Origin of the sequence: Achromobacter xylosoxidans (assembly GCF_001457475.1) — a bacterium.
Lineage (GTDB): Bacteria > Pseudomonadota > Gammaproteobacteria > Burkholderiales > Burkholderiaceae_B > Achromobacter > Achromobacter xylosoxidans.
Map to the genome: position 1 here is coordinate 296,886 of NZ_LN831029.1, position 15,232 is coordinate 312,117.

The window sequence follows — 15,232 nt, forward strand, 5'->3', positions numbered from 1 at the left end:
GTAATCGGCGTGTTGGCGAATTGACGCGGTCGCGTCCTTAAAGTGTCTTCACCGCTTGACAGAAGCGTGCAGGCGCGGCGCTCCAGCCGCCCCGGCAAGTCACTGAAACTGGGAGACCCTCATGAAGCAACGCATTGTCACCACCCTCGCCCTGTGCGGCGCCCTGGCCGTGCCGGCCCTGGCCAGCGCCAACAGCACCTGGCACCAGACCAATACCGAGATCGGCTACAGCATCGCGCCGGATCACGCCACCGGTGGCAAGACCGGCGAACAGGTGGCCAACGAACTGGCCGCCGCCAAGGCCGACAAGCGGCAGTGGTTCTTCCTGACCTACAACAACCTGGCCAAGCCGGGCTGGGCCAAGCAGGGCACGTCGCGCACCCGCGCCGATGCGCTGGCGGAAGTCGAGGCGATGACGCCAGCCGAGCGCGCCCGCCTGGACGCGATCTACACGCCGGGTTGATCGGACCCTTGCCCTTGCCTGCCGCCATCGGCGGCAGAGCCGGCCAGGCGACCGCCGACCGCGACCCGCCGTCCCGCGCCCTGGCGCCAGGACGGCGGACGCCGTTGCCCGCCGTCGCGCACGTAGAATAGGGTGGCGACGCGTCGCGGTTCGTCCCTCTTTCCATTCGGGGCCCCATGAAAATACTGGTCATTGAAGACGAAAAAAAACTCGCTGAGTACCTGCGCCGCGCGCTGACCGAACACAGCTATGTGGTCGATGTGGCGATGGACGGCGTCAGCGGCCTGCACCTGGCGCGCGAAAGCCAGTACGACCTGATCCTGCTGGACGTGATGCTGCCGGGCATGGATGGCTTTTCCGTCCTGCACGAACTGCGCAAGACCGACCGCGTGCCGGTGCTGATGCTGACCGCGCGCGACAAGCTGGAGGACCGCGTCAAGGGCCTGCGTGACGGCGCCGACGATTACCTGGCCAAGCCGTTCGCCCTGTCCGAACTGCTGGCGCGGGTGCTGGCGCTGGGACGCCGCAGCGGCCACAACGTGGCCGAGGCCGGCGGCCAGAACGTGCTGCGCATCGGCGACCTGGAACTCGACCTGCTGCGCCGGCGCGCCTACCGCGCCGGCACGCGGCTGGACCTGACGGCCAAGGAATTCACCTTGCTGGCGCTGCTGATGCGCAAGCAGGGCGAAGTGCTGTCGCGGCTGGAACTGGCCGAGCAGGTCTGGGACATCAATTTCAACAGCAATACCAATGTGGTGGAAGTGGCGGTGCGGCGCCTGCGCGGCAAGGTCGACGACCCCTTCGAGAAGAAGCTGCTGCACACCGTGCGCGGCATGGGCTACGTGCTGGAAACGCGGGACGACTGATGCCGGCGCCGCGCCCCAGATCATTGCGCCGCTGGCTCACGCGCTGGCTGGCGATCCTGACGTTCGCCGGCCTGGGGCTGGTGTGCGTCGCGGTCTATTGGGCCACCAACCGCAATCTGTCGATCCGCCAGGAAGCGCTGCTGGCGCAGAAGATGGAGGTGATCAGGCACCTGGTCGAGGAGAACGCGGCCAAGGGCGATTCGGCCTCGCTGCGCCACAAGCTCGAGGACTTCTTCTACGGCCGGCCCGATTTTTCGCTGGCGCTGGAGATCGATGGCGCCAGGGTGGTCTATGGCGGGCCGGGCGATGGCGAGGCCGGCCATGGCCGCCATATCAATTTCGCGTTGCCGGTGCCCGGATCGCCGGGCGGTTCGACGAATGCCGAACTGGTGCTGGACATCACGTCGGACCTGCATCTGCGCGCGGCCCTGGCGTGGACGCTGCTCGCCTGCGCCTTGGCCGGCGCCATCGTCGTGTCGGCGATTGGCACGCGATTGGTGCGGCGGGCGCTGGCGCCGATCGACGAACTGGGCCGGCAGGCTGCCCGCCTTTCGCCCGACCGCATCGGCGAGCGGCTCGACGAAAGCCAACAGGCCGAAGAGATCCGGCCATTGGTGCACCAGTTCAACGCCGTGCTGCAGCGGCTGGAGCGGGCCTACGTGCAGATGGAGGGGTTCAACGCCGACGTCGCGCACGAATTGCGCACGCCGCTGGCCACGCTGATCGGCGAGACCGAGCTGGCGCTCAGCGGCAAGCGGCCGGAGGCGGTGCTGCGCGATATCCTGGGATCGAACCTGGAGGAATTGCAGCGCCTGTCGGGCATCGTCAACGACATGCTGTTCCTGTCGCAGGCGGACCGCGGCGCGCAGGCGCGCGGCAGCTGGACGGCAAGCCTGGCGCAGGTGCTGTCGGAGGTGGCGGACTACCACGAGGCCGAGGCCATGGATGCCGATCTGTCGTTCGCGGTATCGGGCGAAGCCGCGGCGCATGTCGACCGGCCGCTGCTGCAGCGAGCGGTATCCAACCTGGTGTCCAACGCCGTGCGCTATGCGCACCGCGGCACGCGCATCGACCTGCTGATCGATCGTGGTGATGAAGGCATCCGCATCGCGGTGCGCAATCACGGTGATCCCATCGGCCAGGAGCATCTGCCGCGGCTGTTCTACCGCTTCTATCGCATGGAAACCGCGCGCGTGTTCGATGCCAACCACCATGGGTTGGGCCTGGCCATCGTTGCGGCCATCGCGCGCATGCATGGCGGCAGGCCGTTCGCGTGTTCCGAGGGTGGCGTCATCACCATCGGATTCTGGATCGCGGACCGCAACATTACAGAAAACTAATCTTCCCGTGCGGATTCTGTCGCAACGCGTTGCCTAGACTGCTCCTGTTCCCCGCCGCGCCGGTTGGCGGCGCGGGGTGGACGCCTGGGAGCGCTCATGCAGCGATCGAATCGGGCGGCGTGGGCCGCCATATTGGTGGCCGGCCTGGCGGTCGCGATGCCGGTGGCGGCGGCGCAGCCAGCGGCCAGCCCACGCGCGCCGACGGCGCTGGCGGGCGAATGCGAACTGCCGGACTCGACGCGCGAGGCATACGCCGCGCGCCAGGCGCGGGGCGAGGTCACGCGCGCCCAGGTGCGGGCGCAGGTCGAGGTGTGGCGCGCATCCGGCATGGCGCAGCTGTCTCGCGCGCGGCCGTTGCCCGACGTCTACAGCGAACGCTATCGGCAGCACTATGCGGCCTATGCGCAGATGCGAAACGGTCCGGCCTACGCGCAGGCGTTGTGCCAGGAGCTGGGCAATGAGTGAGCGCGGCCCTTGTCACGGCGCGCGCCGACCATGAAGCGCCCACTGCTATCGCGACTGTTGTCGAGCCGGCCCCTGGCCAAGGGGTTGCGGATGCTCTATCGCCACACGCGGCCACCGGCCCAGCGCCACAACGCCGTGCTGTGGCCCTTTGTGCGGGTGCAACGCGATCCGGCCGGCCGCCTGTCGGGCTGCGCGTTGCGGGGCGCGACAGGTCCGGGCCTGTTGCCGCTGGCCATGGTGGCGCGGCGCATCACGGCCGCGGCGCACCTGATCCTCAGCGGCCCGTCGGTGGCCCGCATCGACTACGACCAATGCGTGCTGGAGACGGTGATGGGCGTGAATGGCTCGATTGCGCTGCGCCAGAGGCACCCCGGCTTGCGCTTCGACTACTACGCCATGCTGGATGCGGGATTCGTGCGCCGCCGCCGCGACCTGGTGGCGCAGGTGCTGTCGCAGGACCTGCTGTTGTTCGTCACCCCCGAGGTCTATCGCTGGATCGCGTTCCTGTTCGATGCGCGGCGGATACGGTGTTCCATCGCGCTGTTCGAGGAGGTGCACCAGCGGGCCCAACAACCGCGCGCCGACCCGGATGCGCTGGCGCGTGAACTGGAAGGCGATGCCGGGTTGGTGCTGTTCGATGCCCACCATCCGGAACATGCGCACGGCTTCAGCCTCGACCCGCCTCGCGGGCTGTTCGGCGGAGGCACGGTGGCGTACACCGCGCTGCAGCTGCTTGCCTGGCTGGGCGCGCCCACGGTGTATCTGCATGGCCTGGACCTGACGAGCGCGGCGGGGCCGCGCTTCTATGAGCATGGCGGCGCGGCGCTGGCGACGGCGCTGGACCGGCAATTCGACGGGCACATCGAGCCGGCATTTCGCCGCGCGGCCGCCCTGCTCGCGGCGCGCGGCGTCAAGGTCTACAACCTGTCCGAGGCCAGCCGCCTGGGGCCGGACGTATTCGAGAAGCGGCACTGGCGCTGCCTGCTGCCACCCGGGACGGCCACGGGAACGTTTGCGGAATCCGATTGATGAAGATCCTCTATACCAATTTCCACCAGGGCGACGGCGGCGGCCATACGACCTACGTCATTTCGCTGGCGCGCATGCTCAGCGGAAAGGCCGACATCACCATTGCCGCGCCATGCGGCAGCCGCCTGCTGGATGAAGCCGGCGCCCTGCCCGGCGTGCGCGCGATCGCGCTGCAGTTCAAGGGCGCGCCCGCCCGGCAATGGCGCGCGCTGCGGCAGTTGCGCGCGCTGCTGCGGGCCGAGGCATTCGACGTGGTCCACGTCAATGGTTCGGCGGACCACCGTCTGTGCATGCTGGCGTCGATGGGCATGGGGCCGTTGCGTCCGTTCATGGTCTATACCCAGCACAACGGCCGCCATCCGCGCAGTCTTGGCACGCGGCTGCGGGCCGGGCTGGCGACCGACCGGGTCATCTGCGTCAGCCAGCATACCTTCGACGGCATGCGTCGTTCGGCGTTCCGGCCGGCGGACCTGCGGCTGGTGCGCAACGGCGTGGATACCCGGCGCTTTCGTCCCGCGTCGCCGCATGAGGCGGCCCTGGCGCGCGAGCAGTTGTTGCCGGCGGCGCTGAGGGGCCGGCTGGTGGTGGGAAGCCAGGCGGGCACCGCGGCCTACAAGAATTGGCTGGATATGGTCGCGGCCGTGGCAATGCTGCCCGAGGCGCAGCGGCGCCAGATCGCCGTCCTGATTGCCGGCCAGCCGCCCAGCGCGGCCGACCTGCAGCGGGTCGACGAGATGGGCATGCGCGACGCGGTGGTCTTCACGGGTTTGCTGCAGGACGTGCGGCCGCTGCTGGCGGCGACGGACCTGGGCTTCGTGCTGTCATCCAGTCTGGAGACGATCTCGTTTGCCTGCCGCGAAATGATGGCGGCCGGCAAGCCCGTCATCGTCAGCGACACGGGCGGGCTGGCCGAGAATGTCGTCAACGGCAGCAGCGGCTGGATCGTTCCGGCCGGCGCGGTGGCGCGCGTGGCGGAGATACTGGCCGATGTCCTGGAAAACCGGATTCTGCTGGACTGGATGGCGGCGGCGGCGCGGCGCAAGGCGGTCAGGGATTTCTCGCTGGAGACCTTCGTGCGCGGCACCGAGCAGGTCTACGCAGAAAGCGGGCGCGCCGCGCTGCCGCGCCAGGACCTGGCCCCCGCTTGGAGGGGGCCAGGTCCGCAGGCTCATTCGCTGTAGGTCTTGGTGCTGTAGAGGTCGATCGGCAGCAGGTTCAGCACCGGCAGGCCGGACACGGGGTCCTTGGCCTGCCTGTCGATGTAGGCCTGCAGCACGTCGGCATCCAGCACGCCGATGTCCTGGCGCCGCGCCGCCGGCACGTTGGCGAGAGTCTTGTAGCCGTCGCCGCCGGTGGCGTTGAAGCTCAGGACGAACAGCTTGTAGGTGCGGTTCAGGTCCAGCGGCAGCCAGTTGCCGCTGGCGTTGTCGCGCACCTCGATGTTCGACACGCGGCTGCCCTGGGCCAGGGCCGCATTCACATCCCAGCGCAGGCCGCCCGCGTACGGGTAGGGGCCGGTGGAGCCGCCGGGGCCGTAGACCGCCTGCATCCCGTCTTCCAGCATGCTCTTGACCTCGGCGCCGGTGACATCCAGGCGCCACAGCATGTTGCCGAACGGAACCACCTCGATCACGTTGGCCGCGGTCACGTTGCCCAGCAGCGGCACGCGCACCCCGCCGCCGCTTTGCAGCGAGATATCGGCGCCGCCATAGTTGGCATTGGCCACTTCCAGGTAGGCCTGCGCGACGAGTTGCTGGATGTCGCCACCGTGCAGGCTGACGTTGCCGAGCGTGTTGCAGGCGACGCTGGAGCGGCCGTAGTCGCGCGAGCCGGGGCCGCCGGGGACGCGCCGCGAGCACAGCTCCTGCGGCACCGTCGCCACCAGGCTGGCGCTGAACGCGTCGACCTTGGCCTTGAAGGGTTGCAGCACGGCCGTGGCCTGCGCGTCCGGGGCCTGCACGCGCAGGAAGCCGCTGGCGGCCGCGTCGGCCACGATGGCGGCCTGGTCGGCCGAGGCGGGCGCGGCCCCGCCGATCTTGAAGGTGTCGCCCATCAGCACGTGGGGCGTGCCGGCGCAGGCGGTCACATCGCCATTCGCGTCGAAGCTCACCTTCAGTTCGCCGACCACCTGTGAGTATTCCCAGGCCTGCACCAGGCAGACGAGCTTGCCGTCCTTGTTGCGCAGTTCGGTGGGGTACGCGCCGGCGGGCGAGCCGACGCCATAGGTGGACAGCGCGGCCGGGCCCAGCAGGGTGTGCGAGTCGCCGCCGACCACCACATCCACGCCGCTCAGGTTGGGAATGATCCGCTTGTCGTAGTCATAGCCGATGTGGCTCATCACCACGATCTTGTTGACGCCTTGCGCGCGCAGGGCGTCGATCTGCTGCTGCGCGGCGGCGGTTTCGTCGGAGAACAACGTGCCGGGGTCGGGGCTGGACGACTGCTGCGTCTTGTTGGCGATGGTCAGGCCGACCAGGCCGATGGGCTGGCCGTCGCGTTGCAGCACGATGGATGGCTTGACCATGCCGGGCGCGCGCGACGGATTCAAGGCCGAGTTGGCGCCGAAGGTGACGTTGGCGCTGAGCACCGGCGTCTGGCATGTGCCGGAGTGCAGCAGTTCGACGAAGCGCTTCAGGCCGCTGTCGCCCTTGTCGAACTCATGGTTGCCCAGCGTCATGGCATCGAAGCAGACCGTGTTCATCAGGGCGGCGTCGGCCTCGCCCGGTTCGCCAGCGCGATTGAAGTAAAGCGTGCCGGTGGTGGCGTCGCCGGCATGCAGCTTGAGCACGTTGGGCGCCTGCGCGGACAGCGCCTGGAAGGCGGCCGTCACGCGCGGGAAGCCGCCGATCTCGGCATTGACCGTGACGCGCGAACCCGCGGCGTTCAGCAGCTTCAGGTCTTTTTTCTTGCTGTCCAGGTTGGAATGATGATCGTTGATGTGCAGGATCGTCAGTTCCATCGGCCGGCTGGCGACCGGCGCGGGATTCGGCGCCGGGCTGGCCGGCGTGTCGTCATCGTCGCTGCCCCCGCAACCGGCCAGCAGCGCCACCAGGCTCAATGCGGCCGCGCCGGCCGTCCTCTTCCACGTGATCATTCGCGAGCATCCCTCTGTCTTCGGAGGGCGCATGGTCGCGGGCCGAGATGACGTGAAGATGAATGACAGGCCTGTCACATCGATCGTGGCGGCTGTCGCGGATCTGTCATGCAAAAGAAGCGGGCCCGGCGCGCAAACGCCGGGCCCGCGGGGACGTCGGTCGGCGCGTCAGTAATGGATCACGGTACGGATCGACTTGCCTTCATGCATCAGGTCGAAGGCCTCGTTGATGCGGTCCAGCGGCAGCGTGTGCGTGACGAACGGGTCCAGGTCGATCTTGCCGCTCATCGCGTCCTCGACCATGCCGGGCAGCTGGGTGCGGCCCTTGACGCCGCCGAAGGCCGAACCGCGCCAGACGCGGCCGGTGACCAGCTGGAAGGGGCGAGTGCTGATTTCCTGGCCGGCGCCGGCCACGCCGATGATGATGCTCTCGCCCCAGCCCTTGTGGCAGCATTCGAGCGCGGCGCGCATCACGTGCACGTTGCCGATGCATTCGAACGAGAAGTCCACGCCGCCGTCGGTGAGTTCGACGATGACCTCCTGGATCGGCTTGTCGTGGTCCTTGGGGTTGATGCAGTCGGTGGCGCCCATGGCGCTGGCCAGCACGAACTTGTTGGGGTTGGTGTCGACCGCGATGATGCGGCCGGCCTTGGCCTGCACCGCGCCCTGGATCACCGCCAGGCCGATGCCGCCCAGGCCGAACACGGCCACGGTGTCGCCTTCCTTGACCTTGGCGGTGTTGTGCACCGCGCCCAGGCCGGTGGTGACGCCGCAGCCCAGCAGGCAGACCTTCTCGTGCGGCGCGGCCGGGTTGATCTTGGCCAGCGAGATCTCGTTGACCACGGTGTATTCGCTGAAGGTCGAGCAGCCCATGTAGTGGTAGAGCGGCTTGCCCTCGTAGCTGAAGCGCGAGGTGCCGTCGGGCATCACGCCCTTGCCCTGGGTGGCGCGCACCTTCTGGCACAGGTTGGTCTTGCCCGACAGGCAGAACTTGCACTCACGGCACTCGGCCGTGTAGAGCGGAATGACGTGATCGCCCGGCTTGAGCGAGGTCACGCCTTCGCCGACCTCGACCACCACGCCGGCGCCTTCATGGCCCAGCACGGCGGGGAACAGGCCTTCGGGGTCGTCGCCGCTCAGGGTGAAGGCGTCGGTGTGACAGACGCCCGTGTGGGTGATCTGTACCAGCACTTCGCCGCGTTGGGGCGGCGCGACGTCGATTTCAACGATTTCCAGCGGCTTGCCAGGGCCGAATGCGACGGCGGCGCGTGATTTCATGGGAGGCTCCAGAAGGTCGGATGGGGTTATTTGAGGTAAGAGCGGACGATGCGCATGACCTGGTCGATTTCCGCTTCGGGTTCGAGCGTGGCGCCGGATCGTCCGCCCTGGGCGGATTGCAGGAAGGTCTCGCGCAGATGGCTTTCGAGCACTTCGGCCATCAGTCCCGTGGCCGCGCCGCGCAGGGCGGCCAGCTGTTGCAGCAGCGCGCCGCATTCCGTGCCTTCGTTGACGGCGCGCTCCAGCGCCAGCGCCTGGCCCTGGATGCGGCGCAGGCGCGTGGTGACGCGCTTTTTCTCTGCGGGGGAATGGGGCACGGCGGGCTCCGGTATATACAGGGGGGGAGTATACGCGGACATCGCCAGGACGTCCAGCGCGGGCCGCCTGTCTGTACATGTCTAGGGCCCTATAATCGCCATTCGTCCAACGGCACGACACAGGATTACACGTGGCCTCTCACCCGCCTCGCTTGCCGCCCCAGGCCAGCGCCCTGCCGGCGCCACTTTATGCGCAGCTCAAGCAGATGATCGCGCAGCAGATCCGTACCGGCGCGTGGCCGGCGCATTACCGCGTGCCGTCGGAAAGCGAGCTGGTGCAGGAACTGGGTTATTCCCGCATGACGGTCAACCGGGCGTTGCGCGAGCTGACGGCCGAAGGCCTGCTGGTGCGGATGCAGGGCGTGGGCACGTTCGTGGCCCAGCCCAAGGCCCGGTCGGCGCTGTTCTCCGTCAACAACATCGCCGACGAGATCACGGCGCGCGGCCATCGGCACCACAGCCGCGTGGTGCGCCTGGTCGAGGAGCCGGCGGGCAGCGAGCAGGCGGCGGCGCTCGACATCCGCGAAGGCCAGCCGGTGTTCCATTCGCTCATCGTGCACTTCGAAGACGATGTGCCGATCCAGCTCGAAGACCGTTACGTCAACGTGCGGCTGGCGCCCGACTATCTCAAGCAGGACTTCACCCAGCACACCCCCTATGAATATCTGACGCGGGTGGCGCCGTTGACCGAGGGCGAGCACGTGGTGGAAGCCATCCTCGCCAAGCCGCGCGAGTGCCAGCTGCTGCAGATCGACCGCAGCGAACCCTGCCTGCTGATCCGCCGCCGCACCTGGTCGGGCGAGCGCGCGGTCACGCTGGCGCGCCTGATCCATCCCGGATCGCGCCACCGCCTCGAAGGAAAATTCACCACATGATTTCGCATGACGTGCGCCTGTACCGGGCACAAGACTATCCCCGCATGCCCTGGCGCAATGGCGGCGGCACCACCCAGGAAGTGGCCTGCAACGATGGCGGCAGCACGAGCGCGTTCGAATGGCGCCTGTCGATCGCCGACGTGGCGCAGGACGGCGGCTTTTCGCTGTTCAGCGGCCTGCAGCGCATCATCACGGTGCTGGAAGGCGCCGGCATCGCGCTGACCGTCGACGGCCGCGCGCAGCCGCCGCTGCGGCCGCGCGAGGCCTACGCCTTTTCCGGCGATGCCGCCGTCGATTGCCGGCTGCTGGACGGCCCCATCCGCGATTTCAACCTGATCTACTCCCCGCGCCATTACCGCGCCCGCCTGCAATGGATCGGCGCCGCGCGGCACTGGCGTTTCCACAGCGCGGCCAGCACCGTGCTGCTGCTGAACGCGGGCGGGCCGCTGACGGTGTGGCGAGACGGCCAGCCGCTGCCAGCGCCGGCGCGCTATGACTGCCTGCACATCGAGCGTACCGCGCTCGATGTGCAGCGCGACGGCCTGGCCGAATTCCGGCTGGAAGCCCCCGGCGCGCTGGACGCCTGCCTGATCGAACTGCAGCCGCGCCGGGGCTGAACGCTGCGGCCCGGTTTCGGCCGGGAATGCGGGAAATCCCTGATCGGTGAATTGGTCTTGCGAGCTTGTATATACAAGCATAGGCATCCTATGATTCCGGCAACAGGCCGCGCGTCAATGCACGACGCGCCAGGCCCCGGATCATGGAGACTGCCTTGGAAAAATCGAACCGATACCGCGATGTCGAGATCCGCGCTCCGCGCGGCAACCAGCTGACGGCCAAGAGCTGGCTGACCGAGGCGCCGCTGCGCATGCTGATGAACAATCTCGACCCCGAGGTGGCCGAGAATCCGAAGGAATTGGTGGTGTATGGCGGCATCGGCCGCGCCGCGCGCGACTGGGACTGCTATGACCGCATCGTCGAAACGCTCAAGCGCCTGGAGGCGGACGAAACCCTGCTGGTGCAGTCGGGCAAGCCGGTGGGCGTGTTCAAGACCCACGCCAATGCGCCGCGCGTGCTGATCGCCAACTCCAACCTGGTGCCGCACTGGGCCACCTGGGAACACTTCAACGAACTCGACGCCAAGGGCCTGGCCATGTATGGTCAGATGACCGCCGGCAGCTGGATCTACATTGGCAGCCAGGGCATCGTGCAGGGCACGTACGAGACCTTCGTCGAGGCCGGCCGCCAGCACTACGGCGGCGATCTCGGCGGCCGCTGGGTGCTCACCGCCGGCCTGGGCGGCATGGGCGGCGCGCAACCGCTGGCCGCGACGCTGGCCGGCGCCTGCTCGCTGAACATCGAGTGCCAGCAGGCCAGCATCGACTTTCGCCTGCGCACCCGCTATGTGGACGAGCAGGCCACCGACCTGGATGACGCCCTGGCGCGCATCGCCCGCTACACCAGGGAAGGCCGCGCGGTATCGATCGCGCTGTGCGGCAACGCCGCCGAAGTGCTGCCCGAGCTGGTGCGCCGCGGGGTGCGTCCGGACATGGTCACCGACCAGACCAGCGCCCATGACCCGCTCAATGGCTATCTGCCCGCCGGCTGGACCTGGGCCGAGTACCGCGAGCGCGCCCGCAGCGAACCGGCCGCGGTGGTGAAGGCCGCCAAGCAGTCCATGGCCGTGCACGTCAAGGCCATGCTCGCGTTCCAGAAGCAGGGTATCCCGACCTTCGACTACGGCAACAACATCCGCCAGATGGCCAAGGACGAGGGCGTGGCCAATGCCTTCGATTTTCCGGGGTTCGTGCCTGCCTACATCCGCCCGCTGTTCTGCCGCGGCGTGGGCCCGTTCCGCTGGGCCGCGCTGTCGGGCGATCCGCAGGACATCTACAAGACCGACGCCAAGGTCAAGGAACTGATTCCCGACGACGCGCACCTGCATCGCTGGCTCGACATGGCGCGCGAGCGCATCCGCTTCCAGGGCCTGCCGGCGCGGATCTGCTGGGTTGGCCTGGGCCAGCGCGCCCGCCTCGGGCTGGCGTTCAACGAGATGGTGCGCAGCGGCGAACTGTCGGCGCCCGTGGTGATCGGCCGCGATCACCTGGATTCCGGCTCGGTGGCCAGCCCCAACCGCGAGACGGAGGCCATGCGCGACGGTTCCGATGCGGTGTCCGACTGGCCGCTGCTCAATGCGCTCTTGAATACCGCCGGCGGCGCCACCTGGGTGTCGCTGCATCACGGTGGCGGCGTGGGCATGGGCTTCTCGCAGCACGCGGGCATGGTGATCGTGTGCGACGGCACCGACGCGGCGGCCGAGCGCATCGCGCGGGTGCTGACCAACGATCCGGGCACCGGCGTGATGCGCCATGCCGACGCCGGCTATGACATCGCCATCGACTGCGCCCGCGAGCAAGGGCTGGACCTGCCCATGGTCGATGCCGCGCGCTGAGCCGCCGGCAGGCAGCCTCATCCAGAAGAGCCAGGGCGCCGCATGGCGGCGTCCGCAAGGAGACAATGCATGGAGCAGGACAGCGCGGTGCCAAAGGGAACGCTGGTCGAGCGGCGCTCGATCGACTTCATCCCGGAAACGGAGCGCCACGGGCGGCTCTATAGCCAGTTCACGCTGTGGCTGGGCGCCAATCTGCAGATCACCGCCATCGTCACGGGCGCCTTGGCGGTGGTGCTGGGCGGCGACGTATTCTGGTCGCTGGTCGGCCTGTTCGTCGGCCAGGTGTTCGGCGGCGCGGTGATGGCGCTGCACGCGGCGCAGGGCCCCAAACTGGGCGTGCCGCAGATGATCTCGAGCCGGGTGCAGTTCGGTGTCTATGGCGCCGCCATCCCGATCGTGCTGGTGTGCCTGATGTACCTGGGCTTCACCGCCACCGGCACGGTGCTGTCGGGGCAGGCCATCGGCCAGTTGCTGGGGGTGAGCGACAGCGCCGGCATTCTGATATTCGCCGCGGTCATCGTGCTGGTGACGGTGTTCGGCTACCGCATGATCCACATCATTGGCCGCGTGGCCAGCGTGCTGGGCCTGATCGCCTTCGTCTACCTGTTCAGCCGCGTGATCGCGTTGGGCGACGTGGGGCAATTGCTGCAGATCCGTCATTTCAGCTGGGCCTCGTTCCTGCTCGCGGTGTCGCTGGCGGCGTCCTGGCAGATCGCCTATGGCCCGTATGTGGCGGACTACTCGCGCTACCTCCCCAGCCGGACATCTTCGTTCGGGACTTTCCTGGCGGTCGGCCTGGGTTCCGTGCTAGGAGCGCAGATCGCGATGACGCTCGGGGTGCTGGCGGCGGCCATGGCGGCGGGCCAGTTCGCCGGCCGCGAGGTGGCCTACATCGTCGGCCTGGGCGGCGCCGGCGCCACCGCGGCGGCGCTGTACTTCAGCATCGCGTTCGGCAAGGTCACCATCTCGACGCTGAACTCGTACGGCAGCTTCATGTGCATCGCCACCATCATCAGCGGCTTTCGGGGCCATGTGGATATCTCGCGGCGCCAGCGGCTGGTGTTCGTGCTGTTGATCGTGGGCGCGGCCACGCTGGTCGCCTGGCTGGGCCAGCATTCGTTCCTGAATGCCTTCAAGTCGTTCATCCTGTTCCTGCTGGCGTTCTTCACGCCCTGGAGCGCCGTGAACCTGGTCGACTATTACTTCATCAACCGCGAGCGCTACGATGTGGCGGCGCTGTCCGATCCCGATGGCCGCTACGGCCGCTGGAACTGGCCCGGCATCCTGGTGTATGTGTTCGGCGTGCTGGTGCAGATGCCGTTCATCTCGACCAAGCTCTATACGGGTCCGCTGGTCGCGCGCCTGGGCGGCGTCGATATCTCGTGGATCATCGGCCTGATCGTGCCCGGGCTGCTCTATTACGTTTTCGCGCGCCGCGATCCCCGGCCCGCGCCCTGTCCGGCCCCGGCGCGGCGTGGCGCCGACATCGCCTGACACCGCATCCCGTCCTGGAGAACAACAACATGGATCTGCACCTCAAACCCGGCCACCTGACGCTGGCGCAACTGCGCCAGGTTTACCAGCATCCGGGCCGCGTGACGCTGGACCCGGCCGCCTACGGGCCGATCGACGCCAGCGTCGCCTGCGTCGAGTGCATCGTCGCCGACGGCCGCACCGCCTATGGCATCAACACCGGCTTTGGCCTGCTGGCCTCCACCCGGATCGCGCGCGAGGATCTGGAGGCGCTGCAAAGCTCGCTGGTGCTGTCGCACGCGGCGGGCGTGGGCGAGCCGCTGGGCGACGACATGGTGCGGTTGATCATGGTGCTCAAGATAAACAGCCTGGCGCGTGGCCGTTCCGGCATCCGGCGCCGGGTCATCGACAGCCTGATCGCGCTGGTCAACGCGGGCGTCTATCCGCACATTCCGCTCAAGGGGTCGGTGGGGGCGTCGGGCGACCTGGCGCCGCTGGCGCACATGTCGCTGTTGTTGCTGGGCGAAAGCCGGGCGCGCTGTGACGGCGAATGGCTGCCCGCGAAGGCGGCGCTGGCGCGCGCCGGCCTGGAACCCCTGACGCTGGCGGCCAAGGAAGGCCTGGCGCTGCTGAACGGCACCCAGGTGTCGACCGCCTACGCGCTGCGCGGCCTGTTCGAAGCCGAAGACCTGTTGGCGGCCGGCCTGGTATGCGGCAGCCTCAGCGTCGAGGCCATGCTCGGCTCGCGCGTTCCCTTCGACGCCCGCATCCACGAAGCGCGCGGCCAGCCCGGCCAGATCGACGTGGCCGCGGTATACCGCGACCTGCTGACCGAAGACAGCGAAGTCGGCCATTCGCACGTCGATTGCGGCAAGGTCCAGGACCCCTACTCGCTGCGTTGCCAACCGCAGGTGATGGGCGCCTGCCTGACGCAGATCCGCCATGTGGCGCAGGTGTTGCAGATCGAGGCCAACGCCGTCTCCGACAACCCCCTGGTGTTCGCCGAACAGGGCGATGTGCTGTCGGGCGGAAATTTCCATGCCGAGCCCGTGGCGCTGGTGGCCGACAACCTGGCCCTGGCGCTGGCCGAGATCGGGGCGCTGTCCGAGCGCCGCATTTCACTGATGATGGACAAGCACATGTCGCAGTTGCCGCCATTCCTGGTGAGCAATGGCGGCGTCAACTCGGGCTTCATGATCGCGCAGGTCACCGCGGCCGCGCTGGCCAGCGACAACAAGGCCCTGGCCCATCCGGCCAGCGTCGACAGCCTGCCGACCTCGGCCAACCAGGAAGACCACGTATCGATGGCGCCCAACGCCGGCAAGCGGCTCTGGCCGATGGCCGACAATGTGCGCGACATCCTGGCGATCGAATGGCTGGGCGCGTGCCAGGGCCTGGATTTCCGCGCCGGCTTGAAGACATCGCCCAAGCTGGAACGCGCGCGCGGCCTGCTGCGCGGGAAGGTGGCGCACTACGAGAAGGACCGCTTCTTCGCGCCCGACATCGAGGCGGCCAGCCAATTGATCGCGGACCGCCACCTGAACGCGCTGATGCCGCCGGGCCTGTTGCCCAGCCTTTGA

At 68.3% G+C, this 15,232-nt stretch carries 14 protein-coding genes; 11 read left to right on the forward strand and 3 right to left on the reverse strand.

Features of this window, described 5'->3' with window-relative positions; translation table 11 throughout:
• The first annotated feature begins 121 nt into the window (after positions 1–121).
• The 6 genes from AT699_RS01390 to AT699_RS01415 all read left to right on the forward strand — a co-directional run bounded on the left by AT699_RS01390 (position 122) and on the right by AT699_RS01415 (position 5,344).
• Entirely contained in the window at positions 122–463 is a 342-nt protein-coding gene (locus AT699_RS01390) for a DUF4148 domain-containing protein (RefSeq protein WP_006387256.1), read from the forward strand.
• 176 nt (positions 464–639) lie between these two features.
• Positions 640–1,329, forward strand: a complete 690-nt coding sequence (locus AT699_RS01395; protein WP_020925543.1) for a heavy metal response regulator transcription factor — start codon at positions 640–642, stop codon at positions 1,327–1,329.
• On the forward strand, positions 1,329–2,669 hold the full coding sequence (locus AT699_RS01400) for a heavy metal sensor histidine kinase (RefSeq protein WP_024067476.1): 1,341 nt from the start codon (positions 1,329–1,331) through the stop codon (positions 2,667–2,669). The genes AT699_RS01395 and AT699_RS01400 overlap by 1 nt, the downstream gene beginning before the upstream one ends.
• A gap of 96 nt (positions 2,670–2,765) precedes the next feature.
• Entirely contained in the window at positions 2,766–3,134 is a 369-nt protein-coding gene (locus AT699_RS01405) for a hypothetical protein (RefSeq protein ID WP_227740117.1), read from the forward strand.
• 30 nt (positions 3,135–3,164) lie between these two features.
• Complete coding sequence (locus AT699_RS01410) at positions 3,165–4,163, forward strand: putative lipopolysaccharide glycosyltransferase (protein ID WP_024067478.1); 999 nt, start codon at positions 3,165–3,167, stop codon at positions 4,161–4,163.
• Positions 4,163–5,344, forward strand: a complete 1,182-nt coding sequence (locus AT699_RS01415; protein ID WP_024067479.1) for a glycosyltransferase family 4 protein — start codon at positions 4,163–4,165, stop codon at positions 5,342–5,344. Before AT699_RS01410 ends, AT699_RS01415 begins: the two co-directional genes overlap by 1 nt.
• Here AT699_RS01415 and AT699_RS01420 read toward each other — a convergent pair.
• From AT699_RS01420 to AT699_RS01430, 3 genes are all read right to left on the reverse strand, one after another.
• Positions 5,332–7,257, reverse strand: coding sequence for a bifunctional metallophosphatase/5'-nucleotidase (locus AT699_RS01420; protein WP_024067480.1), 1,926 nt, complete (start codon positions 7,255–7,257; stop codon positions 5,332–5,334). The two genes, AT699_RS01415 and AT699_RS01420, sit on opposite strands and share 13 nt — an antisense overlap.
• Positions 7,258–7,425: 168 nt before the next feature.
• Positions 7,426–8,535, reverse strand: a complete 1,110-nt coding sequence (locus tag AT699_RS01425) for an S-(hydroxymethyl)glutathione dehydrogenase/class III alcohol dehydrogenase (protein ID WP_006387263.1) — start codon at positions 8,533–8,535, stop codon at positions 7,426–7,428.
• 26 nt (positions 8,536–8,561) lie between these two features.
• The gene (locus AT699_RS01430; RefSeq protein ID WP_006387264.1) at positions 8,562–8,852 is read right to left on the reverse strand and encodes a metal/formaldehyde-sensitive transcriptional repressor; all 291 of its coding nucleotides are present in this window, start codon (positions 8,850–8,852) and stop codon (positions 8,562–8,564) included.
• 131 nt (positions 8,853–8,983) lie between these two features.
• Between AT699_RS01430 and hutC the strand changes: the two genes are divergently transcribed.
• The 5 genes from hutC (at position 8,984) to hutH (ending at position 15,232) form a co-directional block, all read left to right on the forward strand.
• Entirely contained in the window at positions 8,984–9,727 is a 744-nt protein-coding gene (gene hutC, locus AT699_RS01435) for a histidine utilization repressor (protein WP_024067481.1), read from the forward strand.
• Entirely contained in the window at positions 9,724–10,344 is a 621-nt protein-coding gene (locus AT699_RS01440) for a HutD/Ves family protein (RefSeq protein WP_024067482.1), read from the forward strand. Before hutC ends, AT699_RS01440 begins: the two co-directional genes overlap by 4 nt.
• A gap of 143 nt (positions 10,345–10,487) precedes the next feature.
• Positions 10,488–12,179, forward strand: a complete 1,692-nt coding sequence (hutU, locus tag AT699_RS01445) for a urocanate hydratase (protein WP_006387267.1) — start codon at positions 10,488–10,490, stop codon at positions 12,177–12,179.
• A 69-nt stretch (positions 12,180–12,248) separates the two neighbouring features.
• Positions 12,249–13,673, forward strand: a complete 1,425-nt coding sequence (locus tag AT699_RS01450) for a purine-cytosine permease family protein (RefSeq protein ID WP_024067483.1) — start codon at positions 12,249–12,251, stop codon at positions 13,671–13,673.
• A gap of 29 nt (positions 13,674–13,702) precedes the next feature.
• Positions 13,703–15,232 (forward strand): histidine ammonia-lyase, encoded by a 1,530-nt coding sequence (gene hutH, locus AT699_RS01455; protein WP_024067484.1) that lies wholly within the window; start codon positions 13,703–13,705, stop codon positions 15,230–15,232.

What these genes read in the sequence shown, in the direction of transcription:
- AT699_RS01390 (WP_006387256.1), top strand. Translation starts at nt 122, where the DNA reads ATGAAGCAACGCATTGTCACCACCCTCGCCCTGTGCGGCGCCCTGGCC.
- AT699_RS01395 (WP_020925543.1), top strand. Translation starts at nt 640, where the DNA reads ATGAAAATACTGGTCATTGAAGACGAAAAAAAACTCGCTGAGTACCTG.
- AT699_RS01400 (WP_024067476.1), top strand. Translation starts at nt 1,329, where the DNA reads ATGCCGGCGCCGCGCCCCAGATCATTGCGCCGCTGGCTCACGCGCTGG.
- AT699_RS01405 (WP_227740117.1), top strand. Translation starts at nt 2,766, where the DNA reads ATGCAGCGATCGAATCGGGCGGCGTGGGCCGCCATATTGGTGGCCGGC.
- AT699_RS01410 (WP_024067478.1), top strand. Translation starts at nt 3,165, where the DNA reads ATGAAGCGCCCACTGCTATCGCGACTGTTGTCGAGCCGGCCCCTGGCC.
- AT699_RS01415 (WP_024067479.1), top strand. Translation starts at nt 4,163, where the DNA reads ATGAAGATCCTCTATACCAATTTCCACCAGGGCGACGGCGGCGGCCAT.
- AT699_RS01420 (WP_024067480.1), bottom strand. Translation starts at nt 7,257, where the DNA reads ATGATCACGTGGAAGAGGACGGCCGGCGCGGCCGCATTGAGCCTGGTG.
- AT699_RS01425 (WP_006387263.1), bottom strand. Translation starts at nt 8,535, where the DNA reads ATGAAATCACGCGCCGCCGTCGCATTCGGCCCTGGCAAGCCGCTGGAA.
- AT699_RS01440 (WP_024067482.1), top strand. Translation starts at nt 9,724, where the DNA reads ATGATTTCGCATGACGTGCGCCTGTACCGGGCACAAGACTATCCCCGC.
- hutU (WP_006387267.1), top strand. Translation starts at nt 10,488, where the DNA reads ATGGAGACTGCCTTGGAAAAATCGAACCGATACCGCGATGTCGAGATC.
- AT699_RS01450 (WP_024067483.1), top strand. Translation starts at nt 12,249, where the DNA reads ATGGAGCAGGACAGCGCGGTGCCAAAGGGAACGCTGGTCGAGCGGCGC.
- hutH (WP_024067484.1), top strand. Translation starts at nt 13,703, where the DNA reads ATGGATCTGCACCTCAAACCCGGCCACCTGACGCTGGCGCAACTGCGC.